Raw genomic sequence first — 17,868 nt, forward strand, 5'->3', positions numbered from 1 at the left:
CACCAGCTAAGAGGCCCGCTTTGCCCAGCTTCTCACGCAGCCTTGAACAAGCTCTCCACCGCGCCCTGGCGCTGGCCGGCGAGCGCCGGCACGAATACGCGACGCTCGAGCACCTCCTGCTGGCCCTGGTCGACGACCAGGACGCGGCTGCGGTCATGCGGGCCTGCAACGTCGACGTCGACCTGCTCAAGCGCAACCTCGTCGAGTACATCGACACCGAGCTCGCCAACCTGACCGGCGACGGGCGCCAGGACGCCAAGCCGACGGCCGGCTTCCAGCGCGTGATCCAGCGCGCGGTGATCCACGTGCAGTCCTCGGGGAGAGAGGAGGTCACCGGCGCCAACGTGCTGGTGGCGATCTTCGCCGAGCGCGAGAGCCACGCCGCCTACTTCCTGCAAGAGCAGGACATGACCCGCTACGACGCGGTCAACTACATCAGCCACGGCATCGCCAAGCGTCCCGGCCTGTCCGAGGGCAAGCCGGTGCGCGGCGCCGACGAGGACGGCCCGACGGAGCGCCCGAGCGGCCCCGAGGACGAGCGCGGCGGCCAGAAGAAGAAGGGCGACGCGCTCGACGCCTACTGTGTCAACCTCAACAAGAAGGCCCGCGAGGGCAAGATCGACCCGCTGATCGGCCGCGAGACCGAGGTCCAGCGCACGATCCAGGTGCTCTGCCGCCGGCAGAAGAACAACCCGCTGCTCGTCGGCGACCCCGGCGTCGGCAAGACTGCGATCGCCGAGGGGCTGGCGCGCAAGATCATCCAGCACGAGGTGCCGGAGGTTCTGGCCGACGCGACCGTGTTCTCCCTCGACATGGGCACGCTGCTCGCCGGCACCCGCTACCGGGGCGACTTCGAGGAGCGCCTCAAGCAGGTGATGAAGGAGATCGAGGCGCATCCCAACGCCATCATGTTCATCGACGAGATCCACACGGTGATCGGCGCCGGTGCGACCTCGGGCGGCGCGATGGATGCCTCGAACCTCCTCAAGCCTGCGCTCGCCTCCGGCTCGCTGCGCTGCATCGGCTCGACCACCTACAAGGAGTACCGCCAGTACTTCGAGAAGGACCGCGCCCTGGTGCGCCGCTTTCAGAAGATCGACGTCAACGAGCCGTCGATCCCGGACGCGATCGAGATCCTCAAGGGCCTGCGCCCGTCCTTCGAGGAGTTCCACAAGCTCAAGTACACGACCGAGGCCGTGAAGGCCGCGGTCGAGCTGTCGGCCCGCTACATCAACGACCGCAAGCTGCCGGACAAGGCGATCGACGTGATCGACGAGACCGGCGCCTCGCAGATGCTGGTGCCGGAGGGCCGCCGCAAGCGCACGATCGGCGTCAAGGAGATCGAGGCGACCATCGCCACGATGGCCCGGATCCCGCCGAAGACCGTCTCGAAGGACGATGCGGAGGTGCTCGCCCATCTCACCGACAACCTCAAGCGGGTGGTCTACGGCCAGGACGCTGCCATCGACGCGCTGACCGCCTCGATCAAGCTCGCCCGGGCGGGCCTGCGCGATCCCGACAAGCCGATCGGCGCCTACCTGTTCGCCGGCCCGACTGGCGTCGGCAAGACGGAGGCCGCCAAGCAGCTCGCGTCGAGCCTCGGCGTCGAGATGCTGCGCTTCGACATGTCGGAATACATGGAGCGGCACACCGTCTCGCGGCTGATCGGCGCTCCTCCGGGCTATGTCGGCTTCGACCAGGGCGGCCTCCTCACCGACGGCATCGACCAGCACCCGCATTGCGTGCTGCTGCTCGACGAGATCGAGAAGGCCCACCCGGACCTGTTCAACATCCTGTTGCAGGTGATGGACCACGGCAAGCTGACCGACCATAACGGCAAGCAGGTCGATTTTCGCAACGTCATCATCATCATGACGACGAATGCGGGCGCGGCCGACCTCGCCAAGGCGGCGTTCGGCTTCACGCAGAACAAGCGCACCGGCGACGATCAGGAGGCAATCAACCGCCTGTTCGCCCCGGAATTCCGCAACCGCCTCGACGCGACCGTGTCCTTCGGCCACCTGCCGAAGACCGTCGTGGCCAAGGTCGTCGACAAGTTCGTGCTCCAGCTCGAGGCGCAGCTCGCCGACCGCAACGTCACGATCGAGCTCTCCGACGAGGCGCGGGACTGGCTGGTCGAGAACGGCTACGACGAGGCCATGGGCGCCCGCCCGATGGCCCGCCTGATCCAGTCGACCATCAAGACCCCGCTCGCCGACGAGGTGCTGTTCGGCAAGCTCAAGGACGGCGGCGCCGTCCGGGTGATCGTCAAGCGGCCCGACGGCGAGAAGCCGAGCCTCGGCTTCGTCTTCCCGGCCGGTCCGGTGATGCCGCGGCCTGAGAAGGACGTGACGATCGCGGCCAAGAAGGCGGCTAAGAACGCCGCGAAGAAGCAAAAGCGCCCCCGCGCCGCCGCCCCGAAGAAGCCGAAGGACGGCGGATCGGGCGGCGGCGAGGGCGGGGTCCGCACGGTGCCGAAGGTGCCGCTGGTCCGGGCCTGATCCGGACGGGGCCGGGGGCGAGAGCCCTCGGCCGCGCCGATTGCGGGCTGCCCCCTCGATCCCGGACCCCCTCCCGTGTATGAGGTTCCGCGAGACGCGCACATCCCGGCGGGGCCTCCCCGCCGGGATGTGCATTTGAGGCCCCGGCCGCCCTCGCGGCGCCCCGGGGCCCCCGTGACGGATGCGCCAGGGCTCTAAGGCCCGGCTGCCCAGGAAGCGTGAGACGATCTCCATGAGCGGTGATCTGAACGAGGGCCCCCTCGCCCCGGCCGCGACGGTGACCCCCCCCTCCCCGAAGCTGACGGGGCGCGAGAAGCGGCGCCAGCGCCGCCGCCGCCGCAAGATCGGCGAGGAGATCCTGGGCTGGATCCTGGTGCCGCTGATCCTGTTCGCCTGCTACTGGTCGATTAATGCCGGCTTCGCCTTCTTCGGCACCACGCCGGGCGCGGTGTTCGACCAGCTGAAACAGGTGAAGACCCAGCTGGAGAAGCGGGAGACGCGCTAGGGCGCTCTCCGACGACGCGGATGCCGAATTGGCGTGAGCGGATCGATTTGAAATTCACTGCGTCATCCCGGGGCCACGCAGCGGAACCCGGGATCCATAAACGCTGAGCTTTCAAAAGAGTCGGAACACGCACCGCCTCATCCGGATCTGTCGGCGGTTACGGATCCCGGGTTCCGCTCCGCGGCCCCGGGATGACATGTGGGCTTCATCCGCCGTCGAGGCAGGCAAAACTCTTAAACCGCGAAGGTCTTTTGGTCGCCGCTCAGCCGAGCCCCGCCAGCACCGCCTCCCGCAAGCCCTGCGGCAGTGCCACCAGCTCGCCATGGATCGGCTCGCGCCGGTTGTAGACCGGAACGCGGCCGTCGAGACCGAGCACGGCGCCGCCCGCCTCGCGCAGGATCAGGTCGGCCCCGGCGAGGTCCCAGTCGCGGGCATCCGACGAGACCAGCCCGACATCGACCAGCCCTTCCGCCACTCGCACCAGCCGCAAGGCCAGGGACGGGATGCGGGGCAGGCGCACCAGGGCGCCCGGCGTGCCGGCAAGGCCGCTCCCGCGCTCAAGCCGGTCGGCCATGGGCTTCGGACCGGTGACCCGGGCGCCCGCCACAGCTGCCTGATCGGAGACCCGGATCGGCACCCCGTCCTTCGTCGCCCCCTCCCCCGCCACGGCCTCGTAGAGGGTCGCGGTGACCGGCGCGGCGACGTGGCCGAGCACCGGCTCGCCGCGGGCCAGCAGCGCCACGGCGATGGACCAGTCGGGATCGCCCGACAGGAAGGCGCGGGTGCCATCGATCGGATCGACGATCCAGACGAGGTCGTGGGCGAGGCGGATGGGATCGTCGCGGGTTTCCTCCGAGAGCCAGGCGGCGCCGGGGATCAGCTCGCTCAGGCGCACCTTCAGGAAGGCGTCCACCGTCACGTCGGCTTCCGTCACCGGAGAGCCGCCGGCCTTGCTCCAGACCCGGGCACTGGTGCGCTCGCCCTGCCGGAAATACGGCAGCGCCAGCAGGGCCGCCTCGCGGATGATAGCCCGGACCTGAGGCAGGAGGTCTTCGGGCAGGAGCGCGCGCACGTCGTCGGGGAGAGGCATGGTCGGCCGCCGAAGGTTCGAGGAGGAGCGCCCGGCGGACCCGCGGCGGGCACGGGGGAGCCGGAGCAAGATCGATTCCCAAGATCGGCTCCGTTGTAGGCGCCCCCAACCAGCGCCACAAGGACGCTGCGGCCGGCATGCGGCGGCACCGATGCCGCATTGTCTTAGCGAAGCGTTTCGCCCTGCTCGGAGGCCATGTACTGGCGGTGAATGATAAATGAATCGGATCGGGACAAGGATCCGTTGAGCATTCGGCGCATCTGCCTCGCCACAACCATCGCTTAACGCTGCCTTTTAAGGCGTTCTGAGCCGGGGGCGGTCCAAAGTCGTGACATCAGCGGACGACACGACAGAGGTCGCCGCCTCACGCGAACAGGGCGTCGAGCAGATCCATGGTCACCAGATTCCCCTCTTCGAACCGCCGGTCCTCGAACAGCATGGCCGCCCGCCGCGACGTCGGCCTCCCGGTCATCCACCGCGGCCCGGTTCAGGCCGAGCCGTCGGCGCTGCCGATCATCGGCCGCCTGCCCGGCGCCAGCGCCGCCGGCAGCCTCGCCCTCTGCCTCGACGGCGACGCCAGCGACGCCGCCGGGGAGGACCGCTTCGCCGTGACGCTGCTCGACCGCAGCGGCGATCCGGTGATGCGCCTCGGCATCTGGGGTGACGACGAGGTCGTGGCGGTGTGGCGCCGGCTCGGCGCCGAATCCGGCTTGCCCCTGGTGGTGATCCAGGAGGACGGCGCCGTCTCCCCGATGGGCGAGCAGATCGGCCGGGTGAAGCTCGGCGTGGTGCGCATCCGCCGCCGGCACGGCCTGCTGGCCCATCGCCGGCCGCGCTTCCTCACCCGCCGCAAGACCGGCCGCCTGCCGCTGCGCCCGCTGGTCTACCGCGACGAGGCGCTGATGACCGAGGGCGGCAGCGTCTGAAGCTCACATGAGCTCTTGCGCTCACATGAGCCCTTGCCAGAGCGCGTCGAGGGCGAGGCCGCAGAACAGGATCAGCCCCGCATCCCGGTTGCTGCGAAACAGCCGCAACGCCTCCGCGCCGTCGCGCGGATCGAGCCGCCCGACCTGCCAGGCGAGGTGGCCGGCGAACAGCGCGAGACCGGCGAGACCGATCGGCCCGGCCCCGGCCCCGGACAGGGCGAGGCCGATGAACAGGACGCAGGCCAGGAAGCAGCCCGCCACCGCGAGCCGCACCCGCGCGCCGAAGAAGCGTGCCGAGGACTTGATGCCGGCGATCTCGTCGTCCTCGATGTCCTGCACCGCATAGATCGTGTCGTAGCCGATCACCCACGCGATGGCGCCGGCGTAGAGCCAGTAGGCCGGGGCGTCGAGGCGGCCGAACAGGGCGACCCAGCCCATGAGCGCGCCCCACGCGAAGGCGAGGCCGAGCACCAGTTGCGGCACCGGCATCACCCGCTTCATGAACGGGTAGATCGCGACGGGCGCGAGCGAGGCGATGCCGACCAGGATCGCCGTCGCGTTGAATTGCAGCAGCACCCCGAGGCCGACGAGGGCCTGCGCGACCAGGAAGACCAGGGCGTGGCGCACGCGGATTCGCCCGGAGGGCAGCGGCCGCAGGCGGGTGCGCTCGACGCGGGCGTCGAGGTCGCGGTCGGCGATGTCGTTGTAGGTCGAGCCCGCCCCGCGCATCGCCACCGCCCCGACCAGGAACAGCGCGAGGTGCCACAGGCTCGGGCCCGGCTGCCCCGCCGCGACCGCGGCGAGCGCCGCCGACCACCAGCACGGCAGCAGCAGGAGCCACCAGCCGATCGGCCGTTCGATGCGCGCGAGGCGCAGGTAGGGGCGGACCGCCTCGGGGGCGTGCCGGTCGACCCAGTGCCCGGTGACCGCGTCGGCGACCGGACGATCGGGGGCAGAATTCATGCGCGGGCGTGAGACACCGGAACCGTCATCGGCGCGCGGCTCACAGCGCGCCCTGCGGCACCCGGAAGCTGCCGGTCAGGCCGGGCCCGCCGAGGAGGCCGCCGCCGCCCCCGCCCTGCTGCTGCTGCGCCGCCATGGCGCGGGCCTTCTTCTCCATCGCGGCCTGCTGCACCGCCGCCTGGCAGACCTTGGTGCGCAGGGACGAGACCCGGCCGTGATCGGCCTTGAAGCCCTCGACGAAGGAATCGGGGATCGAGCACCAATCCTTGTTGGCGGAGATCCACTTCAGGCCCTCGGTGCCGTTGGATTGCAGCTTGGTGAACAGGCTGCAGGCGGCCGCCGCGGTGATCTTCGCCTTCTTGCCCTGCGAGGCGGCGTTGACCTTGCCGACGATGTCCTTGCGCTCGGTCAGGGTCTTCTGGATTGCTGTGCAGTCGGCGCCCTGGGCCCGGGCGGCCCCGCCGAGGAGCGTCGCGCCGAGCAGGCTTCCGGCCAGCGCCGCCACGGTCACACGCATGCGAGTCATTTCCCAACCCCCCAAAGCTCCGGCCCCGAACTGTCTGGCCTCTCGCCGGTCCGGCCACATTCTCGGCGGCGCCCCCGGCATAGTGAAGAATCCCGTGCCGCTCCCGGCCTCGTAGCGCTTTCTGCACAGGAATGTGGCGCCATCGTGCGGGGTGCGAGCCTCGGCGGCGGATCGGGCCGCGGTCGCGAGGCCTTGTTGCGCAGTGGCCACAGGCCGGGCGATTGACATCCCGCCCCCATCTCGGCGAGCACGGCGGCCATGGCGGCCTACGATTTCAACGCTCCCCGGCTCTTCCTCGACATCCCGATGCATGAGGGCGCGCGGCACACCCTCGACCGGGCGCAGGCCAATTACCTGCTCTCGGTGCTGCGCCGCGACGCCGGCGAGCCAGTCCTGGTGTTCAACGGCCGCGACGGCGAGTGGCGGGCCGAGATCGCGCCCACCGGCCGCAAGGCGGCGGATCTGGTGCTGCGCGCGCAGACCCGGCCCCAGAACCCGGCGGGCGACCTGCACTACCTGTTCGCCCCGCTCAAGGCGGCGCGCCTCGACTACGTCGCCCAGAAGGCGGTGGAGATGGGTGCGAGCCTGATCCTCCCGGTAGTGACGCGGCGCACCCAAGGCGACCGGATCAAGCTCGACAAGCTGCGCGCCAACGCGATCGAGGCCGCCGAGCAATGCGGGATCCTGAACCTGCCGGAGATCCGCGACGCCGCACCGCTGGCCGAGGCGATCGCCGGGCTCGCGCCGGAGCGCCTGCTGGTGTTCTGCGACGAGGACGCGCCCGTCGCCGATCCGGTCGCGGCCTTGCGCCAGGCCGCGACACGGGCCGCGACACCGGGGGATCTGGGGAACGGCACGGTTCCGCTGGCCGTTGTGATCGGACCGGAGGGGGGGTTCACGCCGGAGGAGCGCACCCTGATCGGAGACCGTCCCAACACCGTCCGTCTCTCCCTCGGCCCGCGGATCTTGCGCGCCGACACCGCCGCCGTGGCGGTGCTCGCCCTGGTCCAGGCCGTGCTCGGCGACGGGCGGCGGAGCGCGTGACGACGGGGGCCTGATCCGCCCCGTGCCTGCGGCGCCGCCCGGTCGGGCTCGCGCCGCAATTCTGAGAGCTGATACCCGAGCCGCCCCGCGGCCGTCGGCCAAATCGTGGCCCGCGGTCGTCGGCGCGTCGCGGCCCGCTGTTGCCGGAGGTGTTGCGTATGCGAGCGGATTTCGACGTCTGCCTCGAGGAGGAGGTGTTCATCAACGATGCGGGGAAACGCGACGCCGCCCGGGCCCGCACCCGGGATTTCCTGGCCGCCTGCCGGGCCGGATACAAGCAGGTGCGCACCGAATTGATGGAGCCGCAGCTGGTCTGGTCGACCGAGCCGGTGAGCGACCTCGGCGCGGCGCGCCACGCCCTCGCCTCCTTGCGCAGCGGCCTCGGCTCGCTCGCCTCCGCCCGCGGCCTCGCCCTGATGGCGTCGGGCACCCACCCTCTCGCGCAGTGGAGCCGGGTGCGCCCGCGCGACCAGGCCGCCAAGGGCCGGGTTCTGCGCGACCTTCAGATGGTCGGCAGCCGCAACGTGGTCTGCGGGCTCAGCGTCGGGGTCGGCGTGCCTTCGGGCGTGTCGCGTGTCGACCTGATGAACCGGATGCAGCCCTATCTCGCCCTGCTGCTGGCGCTGTCGACCTCGTCGCCGTTCTGGCAGGCGCAGCGCACCGGGCTCCTCGGCTACCGCCTCGCCGCCGCGCGGGAACTGCCCCGCAGCGGCCTGCCGCCGCTCTTCCGCGACGAGGCGGATTACGCCCGCTACCTCGACACCGTGATGGGCGCCGGCGCCCTCGACGATCCGCGCCACGTCTGGTGGGTGATCTGCCCGTCCCCGACGGGGCCCGGCCTCGACCTGCGCATCGCCGACAGCTGCACCCGCCTCGACGACGCGCTGGCGATTGCGGCGCTCTACCGCTGCCTGGTGCGCCGCCTCGCCCGCGAGCCGGAGCGCCACCGCGACCTTACCGGCGCCTCGCAGGCGATCGCGGCGGAGAATTGCTGGCGGGCGCAGCGCTACGGCATCCACGGCAGCTTCGTCTGCGAGACGACGCGCACCGCGCGTCCGGTGGCGACGGTGCTCGCCGAGACCCTGGCGCTGGTCGCCGAGGATGCCCGGGCGCTGGCTTGCGAGGCCGAGCTCGACCTCGCCCGCTGGATCGTCGCCCGCGGCACCAGCGCCGACCGCCAGCTCGCCCTGTTCACCGAGGCGCAGGGGCGCGGTCTGCCGCCGAGGGAGGCGCTGGCCGAGGTGGTGGACTGGCTCACCGCCGAGACGGTGGGGGCGAACCCGACGCGGCATTGATATCCTGGTCGAGGCGACCGCCAGTCTTGAGATTCCCCGTGTCATTCCGGGGCCGCGTAGCGGAGCCCGGAATGACACGGAGAGTGGAGAGACCGTCGAGAAAGTCAGATTGGCTCCGAGTCAGTCGCAGGCCTCGTGGCAGACGGCCTCGATGTTGTAGCCGTCCGGGTCGATCACGAACGCCGCGTAGTAGTTCTCATGGTAGCGTGGGCGCAGGCCGGGACGGCCGTTATCCGCGCCGCCCGCCGCGAGTGCGGCGGCGAAGAAGGCGTCGACGGCCGCCCGCGACGATGCGCTGAAGGCGAAATGGATCTGTGGAGCGGGGGGAGCGCCGACGGCGATCCAGAAATCTCCGCCGGGATCGCGCGACCGTCCCTCGCCCGCGGCCACGCCGAACCCGACCGCGGCGGCCCCGTCCCGCGTCACGACGTAGCCCAAGGGCGCGAGCGCCGCGGCGTAGAAGCGCCGGCTCCGGTCGAGGTCGGACACGTCGATGGCGAGGTGATCCAGCACGCATCGTTCTCCCTCGGCGCGGAGGCGATGCCGCGTCGTTCACGCCCCGTCGGGCGGCGACAGCGGTACGCTGCGCCTCACCGCCCCACCGTACACTCGATCTGCCCGTGCGGCTCGTCGGTCGCGACGAACACCTGGTTCGGGTTGTCGAGGCCGAACGGGGTCAGGTTCGCCAAGAGGTAGTGCTTGTTCGGGCAGGCGAGCGTGATCGTGGCGATCTCCGGCACCGCCTCGAGCGCGGCCGTGCCCATGCGGTAGAGGCTGTCCTGCAGGCTGTGGCTGTAGCTGCCGGAAAACACCCGCAGCAGCGTGTCGAGGATGCGCGTATTGGCGGCCTCGTAATCGGTGGGCTCCGAGCCCCAGAGCCAGGACGCCTCCATGCTGGTGGCGGCGATCCGGTCGTGGGTCTCGGGGATCGTGGTGTAGGGATCCTTGACGTAGTTGGCCCAGCCCGATTCCGTGCTCTTCAGGAAGGTGAAGCCCGACAGGCCGGATTCCACCACCGCGCCCGTGCGGGACAGCTCCACCCGGGCGAAGGGCTGGCCGTTGCCGTCGAGGGTGAAGGTGTGGGGGTGCGCCGCGCCGTCGACGGAGAGCCGGTTCCACCGGGTCTCGTGGCCGGTGACGGCGGCCGTCTCCATCTGCGGGTAGCTGTCGAGCAGGCGTTGCGCCACCGCGCGGCAGAATGCCTCCGTCGGCAGATCCGGGCATTCGCGGGCGACGATATAGACCACATTCTTGATCGTGTCGGTCGAGACGGTGTCGCGGTTGTCGGCGTGGGTGAAGGTGCGGTCGAAGGCGCCGGTCAGCATCGCCTTGACGGTCAGCTCGCGCACGTCGTGCCGGTCGCCGGCGCGATAGACGCGCATCACCCGCACCCGTCCCTTGCCGTAGGTCTTGTGCAGCAGGGTCATCGCTACCTCGTGGATCAGACGTGTTCGGCGGCGGCCGCCGCGGCGGAAGCGTCCCGCCCCGCCTGCTCGGTGCTGCCCACGCCGTTGAAGAAGGCGTTGAGCACGACCGCGGCGATCGAGGCGAGCAGGATGCCCGATTCGAGCAGCGGGTGCAGCGCGTGCGGCAGGTTGCGGAAGAAGGTCGGCGCCACGAGCGGGATCATGCCGAAGCCGACCGCGATCGCCACCACGAACTGGTTCTTCGGCTGGCCCCGGAAATCGACGCCTGTGAGGATGCGCGCGCCGGTGGCCGCCACCATGCCGAACATCACGAGCCCGGCGCCGCCAAGCACCACCTGCGGCACCGCCTCGACCAGGGCCGCCATCTTCGGCAGCAGGCCGAGGGCCAGCATGATCACCCCGCCCGCCACCGTGACGTAGCGCGAGCGCACCCCCGTCACCCCGACGAGGCCGACATTCTGCGAGAACGAGGTGTAGGGGAAGGTGTTGAAGATGCCGCCCAGGAGCGTGCCGAGCCCGTCGGCCCGCAGGCCCCGCGCCAGGTCCTTCTGCGACACTGGCCGGCCGGTGATCTCGCCGAGCGCCAGGAACATCCCGGTCGACTCGATCATCACCACGATCATCACGACGCACATCGTGGCGATCGGCACCAGATGGAACTGGGGCCAGCCGAAATGGAACGGCAGGACGGGGGCGAACCAGGGTGCCGCCGCGACCTTGTCGAGATGCATGAGTCCCAGGAACGCCGCCAGCACCGAGCCGGCGACGATGCCGAGCAGCACCGCGACGTTGGCGAGGAACCCCCGGCCCCAGCGGATCAGGGCGAGGATCGTCAGGAGCACCAGGAAGGCGATGCCGAGGCCGCCTCCTTGCGCATAGTTCGGGTTCGGGACCGCGGCGGGCACGCCGTCGATCATCTTCGTCAGCGTCGGCTGGCCGCCGCCGGCCCAGTTGATGCCGACCCGCATCAGCGAGATGCCGATGACCAAGATGATGGTGCCGGTGACGACCGGCGGAAACAGCGGCAGCAGGCGGCTGACGAAGGGCGCGACCATGAGGCCGAAGATTCCGGCGGCGATCACCGAGCCGTAGATGCCGAGGAGCCCGATCCCGGGCGTGGCCGCCATCGACAGCATCGGCCCGACCGCCGCGAAGGTCACGCCCATCATCACCGGCAGGCGGATGCCCACACCCGGCAATCCTGCCGACTGGATCAGGGTCGCGAGGCCGCAGGCGAACAGGTCGGCGCTGATCAGGAAGGCGACCTCTTCGGGCGGCAGCCCGAGCGCCCGGCCGATGATCAGCGGCACCGCGACGGCGCCGGCATACATCACCAGCACGTGCTGCAGGGCCAGCGGCACGAGGCGGGCCGGCGGCAGCATCTCCTCGACGGCGTCGGCGGGATCGACTGGCATGAGGCGCGTCTCTTCTTGGCGGTCCGAGGGCGGCGCGGGCGGGCCGACTGGACGCTCCTTTGCGTCGCGCCGGCGCCTCATCATCCCCCATCCTGCGGCCGCCGCAAGCGCCGTGCCAGGGCCCGCCCGGGTTGCGCGGGCGCACACCTGGGTATTTGTTCACCATTCCGGGCCGACACTGCCCACGCGGCCGGCACCCCGATCCGGGGGACGGCCGCGTTCCGTTTGACGTTCAGGCAAAGGCAGCCATGCGAACCATCGTGTATGCCGACGGCGGCTGCGATCCCAATCCCGGCCCGGGCGGCTGGGGCGTGGTGATCGAGGCGCCGGAGGGCACCGTCGAGCTGTGCGGGGGCGATCCGCAGAGCACCAACAACCGCATGGAATTGACCGCGGCGATCCGGGCGCTGGAGCATTTTCCCGAGGGCGCGGCGATCGAGATGCGCTGCGACAGCCAGTACGTGATCAAGTCCGTCACCGAGTGGATCCGCGGCTGGAAGCTCAAGGGCTGGCGCACCACCACCGGCCCGGTGAAGAACGTCGAACTGATGCAGCGCCTCGACGAATTGGCGGCGCGGCGCGACGTGCGCTGGGTCTGGGTGAAGGGCCATGCGGGGCATGCCGGCAACGAGCGCGCCGACCGGCTGGCGGCGCAAGGGCGGCGCCAGGGCCTCGGCCTGCCGCCCCGGCCCGACATCGCGCCAGCCAAGTTGCCAGCCAACGCGCCGGCCGCCCCCGCGAGCGCCCCGACCGCGCCCCTGCCGGAGCCGGCGCCCCGCGGCACCTCGATCCCGGTGGACGGGGCGCTCGGCCTGCGCCTCTCGCGCGCCGCCAAGCAGGCCGGCACGACGCCGCAGGCTTATGCCGACGAGGTCCTGCGCCTCGCCCTCGATCTCGGGCCCGAGGGGCTGGCGCTGCTGCGCGACGCGAAGGCGCGGAAGATGCCGGCGGCGTGAGACGCAGCCCGTGACCGCCTTGGCGGCACAAACATCCTCGCTGGCCGCACCATTTCCACCGCACAGGGTCATCCCGGGGCCGCGCAGCGGAGCCCGGGATCCAGAACCGCAGGACATTCAGCAAAAGGGCGAGAGGCGTTCCGCTTCGCTCTGCACCACCAGAGGTTCTGGATTCCGGGCTCCGCTGCGCGGCCCCGGAATGACGCGGTAACCGCGAAATCCGTGAAGCGAGACCTTTTGACTCCTCACGCGCTCTTGGGGAACGGCACCACCGTATCGTCGGCCGCCCCCGCATTCCCCCGCACCACCGCCTCGATCATCCGCGCCAGCGTCGCCTGATCGTAGGGCTTGGCGAGCCGCGGCAGGCGGGCGGCCTCGTCGGGGCCCGCCTCGGCGGAGCCGGCGAAGTCGGCGTAGCCCGTGGCGAGGATCACCTTGAGGCCGGGCCGCTCGGCGGCGATGCGGGCGGCGAGCTGGAGGCCGGTCATCTCCGGCATGGCGTGGTCGGTGAGCACCAGGTCGAGGGTGCGGGCGCGGCGCATCAGCTCCAGCGCCTCCTGGCCGGAGCGGGCCTCGATCACCCGGTGGCCGAGATCCTCCAGCATCGCGGCGCTGTTCTCGAGCACCAGGGGATCGTCGTCGACGACGAGGACGACCTGCGGCGCCACGCTCCGGGGGAAGGCGCGGCGGGCGGGCGCCTCGTCCGGCACTGCGGCGATCCCCGGCGCCGCCACCGGCAGCCAGATCTCGGCGGTGGTCCCGGCGCCCGGCCGGCTGCGCAGCACCAGGCGGCCATGCGACTGCGCCGCGAGACCGTGCACCATCGAGAGGCCGAGGCCAGTGCCGCGGCCGACGCCCTTGGTGGTGAAGAACGGCTCCTGCGCCCGGGCGAGCGTCGCCTCGTCCATGCCGGTGCCGGTATCGGTGACCGCGAGGCTGAGCATCGAGTCACCCGCCCCGTCCCCCGGCTCCAGACGGGCCGCGACCGTGACGGTGCCGCCCTCCGGCATCGCGTCGCGGGCATTGACCACGAGGTTGAGGAGCGCGAGCTCGAGCTGGTGGGCGTCGACCAGGGCCGGCGGCAGGCCGACGGGAAACCGCGTCTCGATCCGGACGCCGGGGCCGATCGAGCGCTGCAGGAGGTCGGTCATGTCGCGCACCAGCCGCGCGAGGTCGACCGCCGCCGGCTTGAGGTCCTGGCGCCGGGCGAAAGCGAGCATCCGCTGGGTCAGGGCCGCGCCGCGCTCGGCGCCCTGGACCGCATTGTCGAGCAGGCGCAGCATGCGCGGATCGTCGGGCAGGCGCTTGCGGAGCAGCTCGAGGCTGCCCAGCACCGCCATCAGCAGGTTGTTGAAGTCGTGGGCGACGCCGCCGGTGAGCTGGCCCACCGCCTCCATCTTCTGCGCCTGGGCGAGCGCGCCTTGCGCCTGCTCCAGCGCCTCCTGGGCGCGCTTGCGCTCGGTGATGTCGCGGGTGACCTTGGCGAAGCCGACGAGCCGGCCGTCCTCGCCGATGATCGGGTCGATGACGACGCTGGCCCAGAACCGCGTGCCGTCCCGGCGCAGTCGCCAGCCCTCGGCCTCGAACTTGCCGCTCTCGGCGGCGGTGGCGAGCGCCCGGGCCGGCACGCCCGCCGCCCGGTCCTCCGCGGTGTAGAAGCACGAGAAGTGCCGGCCCACGATCTCGCCGGCTTCGTAGCCCTTGATCCGGCGGGCGCCGGAATTCCAGTTCGCCACCACGCCGTCGCGGTCGAGCATGAAGATCGCGTAGTCGGTCACGCTCTGGAGGAGCAGGCGGTAGCGCTCCTCGCTGGCGCGCAACGCCGCGGCCTCGCGGGCCGCGCGCTGCGAGACCCGGCGGTCGATCGCGGCGGCCAGCAGCGCGAGGGTGAAGACCAGGAAGGTCACCGCCGTGACGCCGACGGCGAGGCGGACCTGGTCGACCCCCGCCCCGGCATGGTCCACATCGGGGGCGTGCGAGACGTGCAGGCCCTGCATCGCGGCGTAGTGCATGCCCGCGATGGCGAGCCCCATCGCCCCGGAGGCCGCGACCCGCAAGAGGAGCCCGGTCTCGCCCAGCGCCAGCCGGATCGCCACCGTGGCGGCCCCGACGGCGATCAGCACCGAGGCGGCGGTCCAGGCCGGATCGTGGTGGAGGGCGGCCGGAACCCGCATCGCCGCCATGCCGGTATAGTGCATCGAGGCGATGCCGAGCCCGGTCACCAGCCCCGCCGCGACGATGCTGCGCGGTCCGGCGCCCGGCCTGCGGGCGACGGCAAGGCCGAAGGCCGTGACGATCACCGGGAGCGCGAGGGAGAGCAGCGTCAGGCCGAGATCGTAGGTGACCTCGAGGCCCGGCAGGCGGAAGGCCAGCATCGCCACGAAGTGCATCGACCAGACGCCGCCGCCGAGCACCAGGGCGGCGGTCATCAGCCAGGCCCACCGGGCCCAGCCGGACGCCGCCTTCATCCGGCCCGCCAGATCCAGCGCCACGAACGACGCCAGCATCGCGATCGCGACGGACAGGGCGACGAGGACGGGATCATGGACGCCGGCATGCGCCATTCGGGGACCTCGGGATACGCGTCGGACCGCTGCCGGACCGGGGCGGTCCAACCCCCGGCCGGGCCGGGGGATACGAACCGTCTCTCATACCGCAGCTTGCCCGCCCGCGCGATGCGCGAAACGGGCGGTGCACCGCCGGCTCCGGTTATCCGGCGGTGTGTGGCATCACCAGGCGGTCGGCTTCGGGTTGCGCTCGTCGAAGCCCTTCTGGTGCCAGTAGGGGTAGATCGGCGTCTCGTGGCTCGCGGCGTCGAGGCGGGCGAACTGGGCAGGGTCCAGGGTCCAGCCGACGGCGCCGAGATTCTGCTTCAGCTGCTCCTCGTTGCGGGCGCCGACCACGATGTTGGCGACGGTCGGGCGGCTGAGCAGCCAGTTGAGCGCCACTTGCGCCACGCTGCGCCCGGTCTCGGCGGCGAGTTCGTCGAGGACGTCGACCACCCGGAACAGGGCCTCGTCGGCGACCGGCGGCCCGCCCTCGGCGCCGCCCGACGCGATGCGCCCGCTGGTATTGGCGCCGCGGCGGATCTTGCCGGTGAGCCGGCCCCAGCCGAGCGGGCTCCACACCATCAGGGCGACGCCCTGGTCGAGGCCCAGCGGCATCAGCTCCCACTCGTAGTGGCGGCCGACCAGCGAGTAGTAGCCCTGATAGGCGACGTAGCGCGCCAGCCCGTAGCGCTCGGAGGTCGAGAGCGCCTTCATCAGCTGCCAGCCCGAGAAGTTCGAGGCGCCGATATAGCCGATCTTGCCCGCCCGGACGAGGTCGTCGAGGGCGCGCAGGGTCTCGTCGACGGGGGTGAGCGCGTCGAACCCGTGCATGAAATAGACGTCGATGTGATCGGTGCCGAGGCGCTTCAGGCTCGCCTCGCAGGCGCGCACGAGATGGTAGCGCGAAGACCCCTTGTCGTTCGGCCCCTCGCCCATCGGGAAGGTCGCCTTGGTGGAGATCAGCGCCCGGTCGCGCTTGCCCTTCAGCGCCTGGCCCAGGATCTCCTCGGAGGCGCCCTGCGAGTAGATGTCGGCGGTGTCGAAGAAGTTGACGCCGGCGTCGAGGCACAAATCGACCATCCGGCTCGCCTCGGCGACGTCGGTCCGGCCCCAGCGCTGGAAGAACTCGTTGCTGCCCCCGAAGGTGCCGGTGCCGAGGCTGAGGACCGGAACCTTGAGGCCGGAGCGGCCGAACTGCCGATAGTCCATGGGGCGAGCCCTCGTCTGGCGCCGGGCGCGGGCCCGGGCGGGGTGCGATGGGGATGTCTTAGGCGCCGATCAAGCGACGACAACCCGGATCGGCGCCGGGTGGGCCTGCGTCCGATGTCTGACGCTTCCCGCTTCCCCCGTCGAGGCGGGGCGGGCCGCCTCACGCCACCTGCCGCAGCTCCGGCGCCGCGAGCTCCACCCGGTCCCGCCCCTGCGCCTTGGCCTGGTACAGCGCCCGGTCGGCGAGGCCGAGCAGGGCTTCGAAGCCGCCCGCACCCGGATCGCCGGTGCTCCGGGCGACCCCGACGCTGACCGTGACCGCGAGGCCTGGTGCCGGATCGGGGCGCATCGCCGCCACGGCGAGGCGCACGGCCTCGGCGGCGGCCGCCGCCTCGGCGGTGCCCGCGCCGGGCAGCAGGCAGGCGAATTCCTCGCCGCCGAGGCGCCCGAACGCCGCCCCCGCGGGCAGGACCCGGCGGGCGGCGGCGCAGAAGCCGATCAGGACCGCGTCGCCCACCGCGTGGCCGAAGGTGTCGTTGACCCGCTTGAAATGGTCGAGGTCGAACAGCAGCAGGGCGCAGGGCCCGGCCGCGAGCGCGCGGCGGGCCTCTGCCGCCAGCGCCCGGCGGTTGGCGATGCCGGTGAGCGGGTCGGTCTCGGCGGCGCGGCGCTGCTCGGCCTCGAGGCGCTCCTTGGCCATCGCCATGAACAGCACCGAGATCGCCACCGTGTAGAGCAGCGCCACGAACGAAAGAACCGCCACCCAGAAGGTCTGGTCCGGGGTGCCGGACGGCGGTGCTGGCAGGACCAGGATGGCGGGAATCCGCACCCATAGCAGCAGCGCCTCGCTGGCGAGCAGGATCGCCGCCGGGGCCCGCGACGGCAGCTGCTCGCCGCGATGGTGCCAGAGGGTGCGGGCGGCGAGCGCGCAGGCGAGGCCGGCGATCGCCGAGGACAGGATCACCCGGGCGCCGAGGGAGGCGTAGAAGGCCGGCACCAGGCAGGCAGCGAGCCAGACGAGCGGGCCGGCGGCGATCCAGGGCAGCGGGACGCGCCACCCCTCGAACGAGCGGGCGCCGCCCCAGATCAGCCCGTAGGCCCCGAGCATCACCGCGTTGGCGAGGCCGACCGACAGCCAGTCCGGGATGATGCCGCGCAGACCGAACAGCGTGACCGCGACGGCGCCGACGAGCTGGGCCGCGCCGAGGAAGCCCAAAGCCCGGGTCTGCCGGGCCTGGCTCCAAGACAGCAGGTACAGCGCGCCCATCACGACCATCACGAAGACGGTCACGGTCACCAGGGTCGGCGCGTCCAGCTTCATCCCATGGGTCCCGCCTCGCCGACTCGGCACCGGGTTGTAACACGGCCAATGCCCGAAGAATGCTCAATCCGGGCCGCGAAACCCTCAAATGGGTGAGAGACGAGGAAAAATATCGGCCGCCGCGGTGGACTAAAGACTAAC

15 protein-coding genes are annotated in these 17,868 nt (G+C 71.5%); 6 read left to right on the forward strand and 9 right to left on the reverse strand.

Annotation, left to right across the window (positions count from 1 at the left end):
- The first annotated feature begins 20 nt into the window (after nt 1-20).
- Entirely contained in the window at nt 21-2,501 is a 2,481-nt protein-coding gene (gene clpA / locus ABZT49_RS17900; RefSeq protein WP_355287658.1) for an ATP-dependent Clp protease ATP-binding subunit ClpA, read from the forward strand.
- 232 nt (nt 2,502-2,733) lie between these two features.
- The gene (locus tag ABZT49_RS17905) at nt 2,734-3,006 is read left to right on the forward strand and encodes a hypothetical protein (RefSeq protein WP_355287660.1); all 273 of its coding nucleotides are present in this window, start codon (nt 2,734-2,736) and stop codon (nt 3,004-3,006) included.
- A 262-nt stretch (nt 3,007-3,268) separates the two neighbouring features.
- Here the strand turns inward: ABZT49_RS17905 and ABZT49_RS17910 are convergent, their stop codons facing one another.
- Complete coding sequence (locus ABZT49_RS17910) at nt 3,269-4,096, reverse strand: 3'(2'),5'-bisphosphate nucleotidase CysQ (RefSeq protein ID WP_355287662.1); 828 nt, start codon at nt 4,094-4,096, stop codon at nt 3,269-3,271.
- A 392-nt stretch (nt 4,097-4,488) separates the two neighbouring features.
- On the opposite strand from ABZT49_RS17910, the gene ABZT49_RS17915 reads away from it, so the two are divergent.
- The gene (locus ABZT49_RS17915; protein WP_355287664.1) at nt 4,489-5,022 is read left to right on the forward strand and encodes a DUF6101 family protein; all 534 of its coding nucleotides are present in this window, start codon (nt 4,489-4,491) and stop codon (nt 5,020-5,022) included.
- 21 nt (nt 5,023-5,043) lie between these two features.
- Here ABZT49_RS17915 and ubiA read toward each other — a convergent pair whose 3' ends face one another.
- A complete protein-coding gene (gene ubiA, locus ABZT49_RS17920; RefSeq protein WP_355287666.1) occupies nt 5,044-5,985 on the reverse strand; it encodes a 4-hydroxybenzoate octaprenyltransferase in 942 nt (313 codons plus the stop codon).
- 40 nt (nt 5,986-6,025) lie between these two features.
- Nucleotides 6,026-6,511, reverse strand: coding sequence for a hypothetical protein (locus tag ABZT49_RS17925; RefSeq protein WP_355287667.1), 486 nt, complete (start codon nt 6,509-6,511; stop codon nt 6,026-6,028).
- 258 nt (nt 6,512-6,769) lie between these two features.
- Between ABZT49_RS17925 and ABZT49_RS17930 the strand changes: the two genes are divergently transcribed.
- Together ABZT49_RS17930 and ABZT49_RS17935 are read left to right on the forward strand one after the other, a co-directional pair.
- Nucleotides 6,770-7,555: a 16S rRNA (uracil(1498)-N(3))-methyltransferase gene (locus ABZT49_RS17930; protein ID WP_355287669.1), complete on the forward strand. Its 786-nt coding sequence runs from the start codon at nt 6,770-6,772 to the stop codon at nt 7,553-7,555.
- A 158-nt stretch (nt 7,556-7,713) separates the two neighbouring features.
- Complete coding sequence (locus ABZT49_RS17935) at nt 7,714-8,850, forward strand: YbdK family carboxylate-amine ligase (protein ID WP_355287671.1); 1,137 nt, start codon at nt 7,714-7,716, stop codon at nt 8,848-8,850.
- A 120-nt stretch (nt 8,851-8,970) separates the two neighbouring features.
- On the opposite strand, the gene ABZT49_RS17940 is transcribed toward ABZT49_RS17935, so the two are convergent.
- The 3 genes from ABZT49_RS17940 to ABZT49_RS17950 form a co-directional block, all read right to left on the reverse strand.
- Complete coding sequence (locus tag ABZT49_RS17940) at nt 8,971-9,363, reverse strand: VOC family protein (RefSeq protein ID WP_355287673.1); 393 nt, start codon at nt 9,361-9,363, stop codon at nt 8,971-8,973.
- Between the two features lie 77 nt (nt 9,364-9,440).
- Nucleotides 9,441-10,277: a factor-independent urate hydroxylase gene (gene pucL / locus ABZT49_RS17945; protein ID WP_355287675.1), complete on the reverse strand. Its 837-nt coding sequence runs from the start codon at nt 10,275-10,277 to the stop codon at nt 9,441-9,443.
- A 14-nt stretch (nt 10,278-10,291) separates the two neighbouring features.
- Nucleotides 10,292-11,692 (reverse strand): nucleobase:cation symporter-2 family protein, encoded by a 1,401-nt coding sequence (locus ABZT49_RS17950; protein WP_355287677.1) that lies wholly within the window; start codon nt 11,690-11,692, stop codon nt 10,292-10,294.
- A gap of 248 nt (nt 11,693-11,940) precedes the next feature.
- Here ABZT49_RS17950 and rnhA point away from each other — a divergent pair, with 248 nt between their 5' ends.
- Nucleotides 11,941-12,648: a ribonuclease HI gene (rnhA, locus tag ABZT49_RS17955; RefSeq protein WP_355287679.1), complete on the forward strand. Its 708-nt coding sequence runs from the start codon at nt 11,941-11,943 to the stop codon at nt 12,646-12,648.
- Between the two features lie 245 nt (nt 12,649-12,893).
- Here rnhA and ABZT49_RS17960 read toward each other — a convergent pair whose 3' ends face one another.
- The 3 genes from ABZT49_RS17960 to ABZT49_RS17970 form a co-directional block, all read right to left on the reverse strand.
- Complete coding sequence (locus ABZT49_RS17960; protein WP_355287680.1) at nt 12,894-15,212, reverse strand: MHYT domain-containing protein; 2,319 nt, start codon at nt 15,210-15,212, stop codon at nt 12,894-12,896.
- 165 nt (nt 15,213-15,377) lie between these two features.
- Nucleotides 15,378-16,406: an aldo/keto reductase gene (locus tag ABZT49_RS17965; protein WP_355287682.1), complete on the reverse strand. Its 1,029-nt coding sequence runs from the start codon at nt 16,404-16,406 to the stop codon at nt 15,378-15,380.
- Nucleotides 16,407-16,566: 160 nt separating this feature from the next.
- Nucleotides 16,567-17,727, reverse strand: a complete 1,161-nt coding sequence (locus tag ABZT49_RS17970) for a GGDEF domain-containing protein (RefSeq protein ID WP_355287684.1) — start codon at nt 17,725-17,727, stop codon at nt 16,567-16,569.
- Nucleotides 17,728-17,868 lie beyond the last annotated feature (141 nt).

It is taken from the genome of Methylobacterium sp. EM32 (assembly GCF_040593685.1).
Lineage (GTDB): Bacteria > Pseudomonadota > Alphaproteobacteria > Rhizobiales > Beijerinckiaceae > Methylobacterium.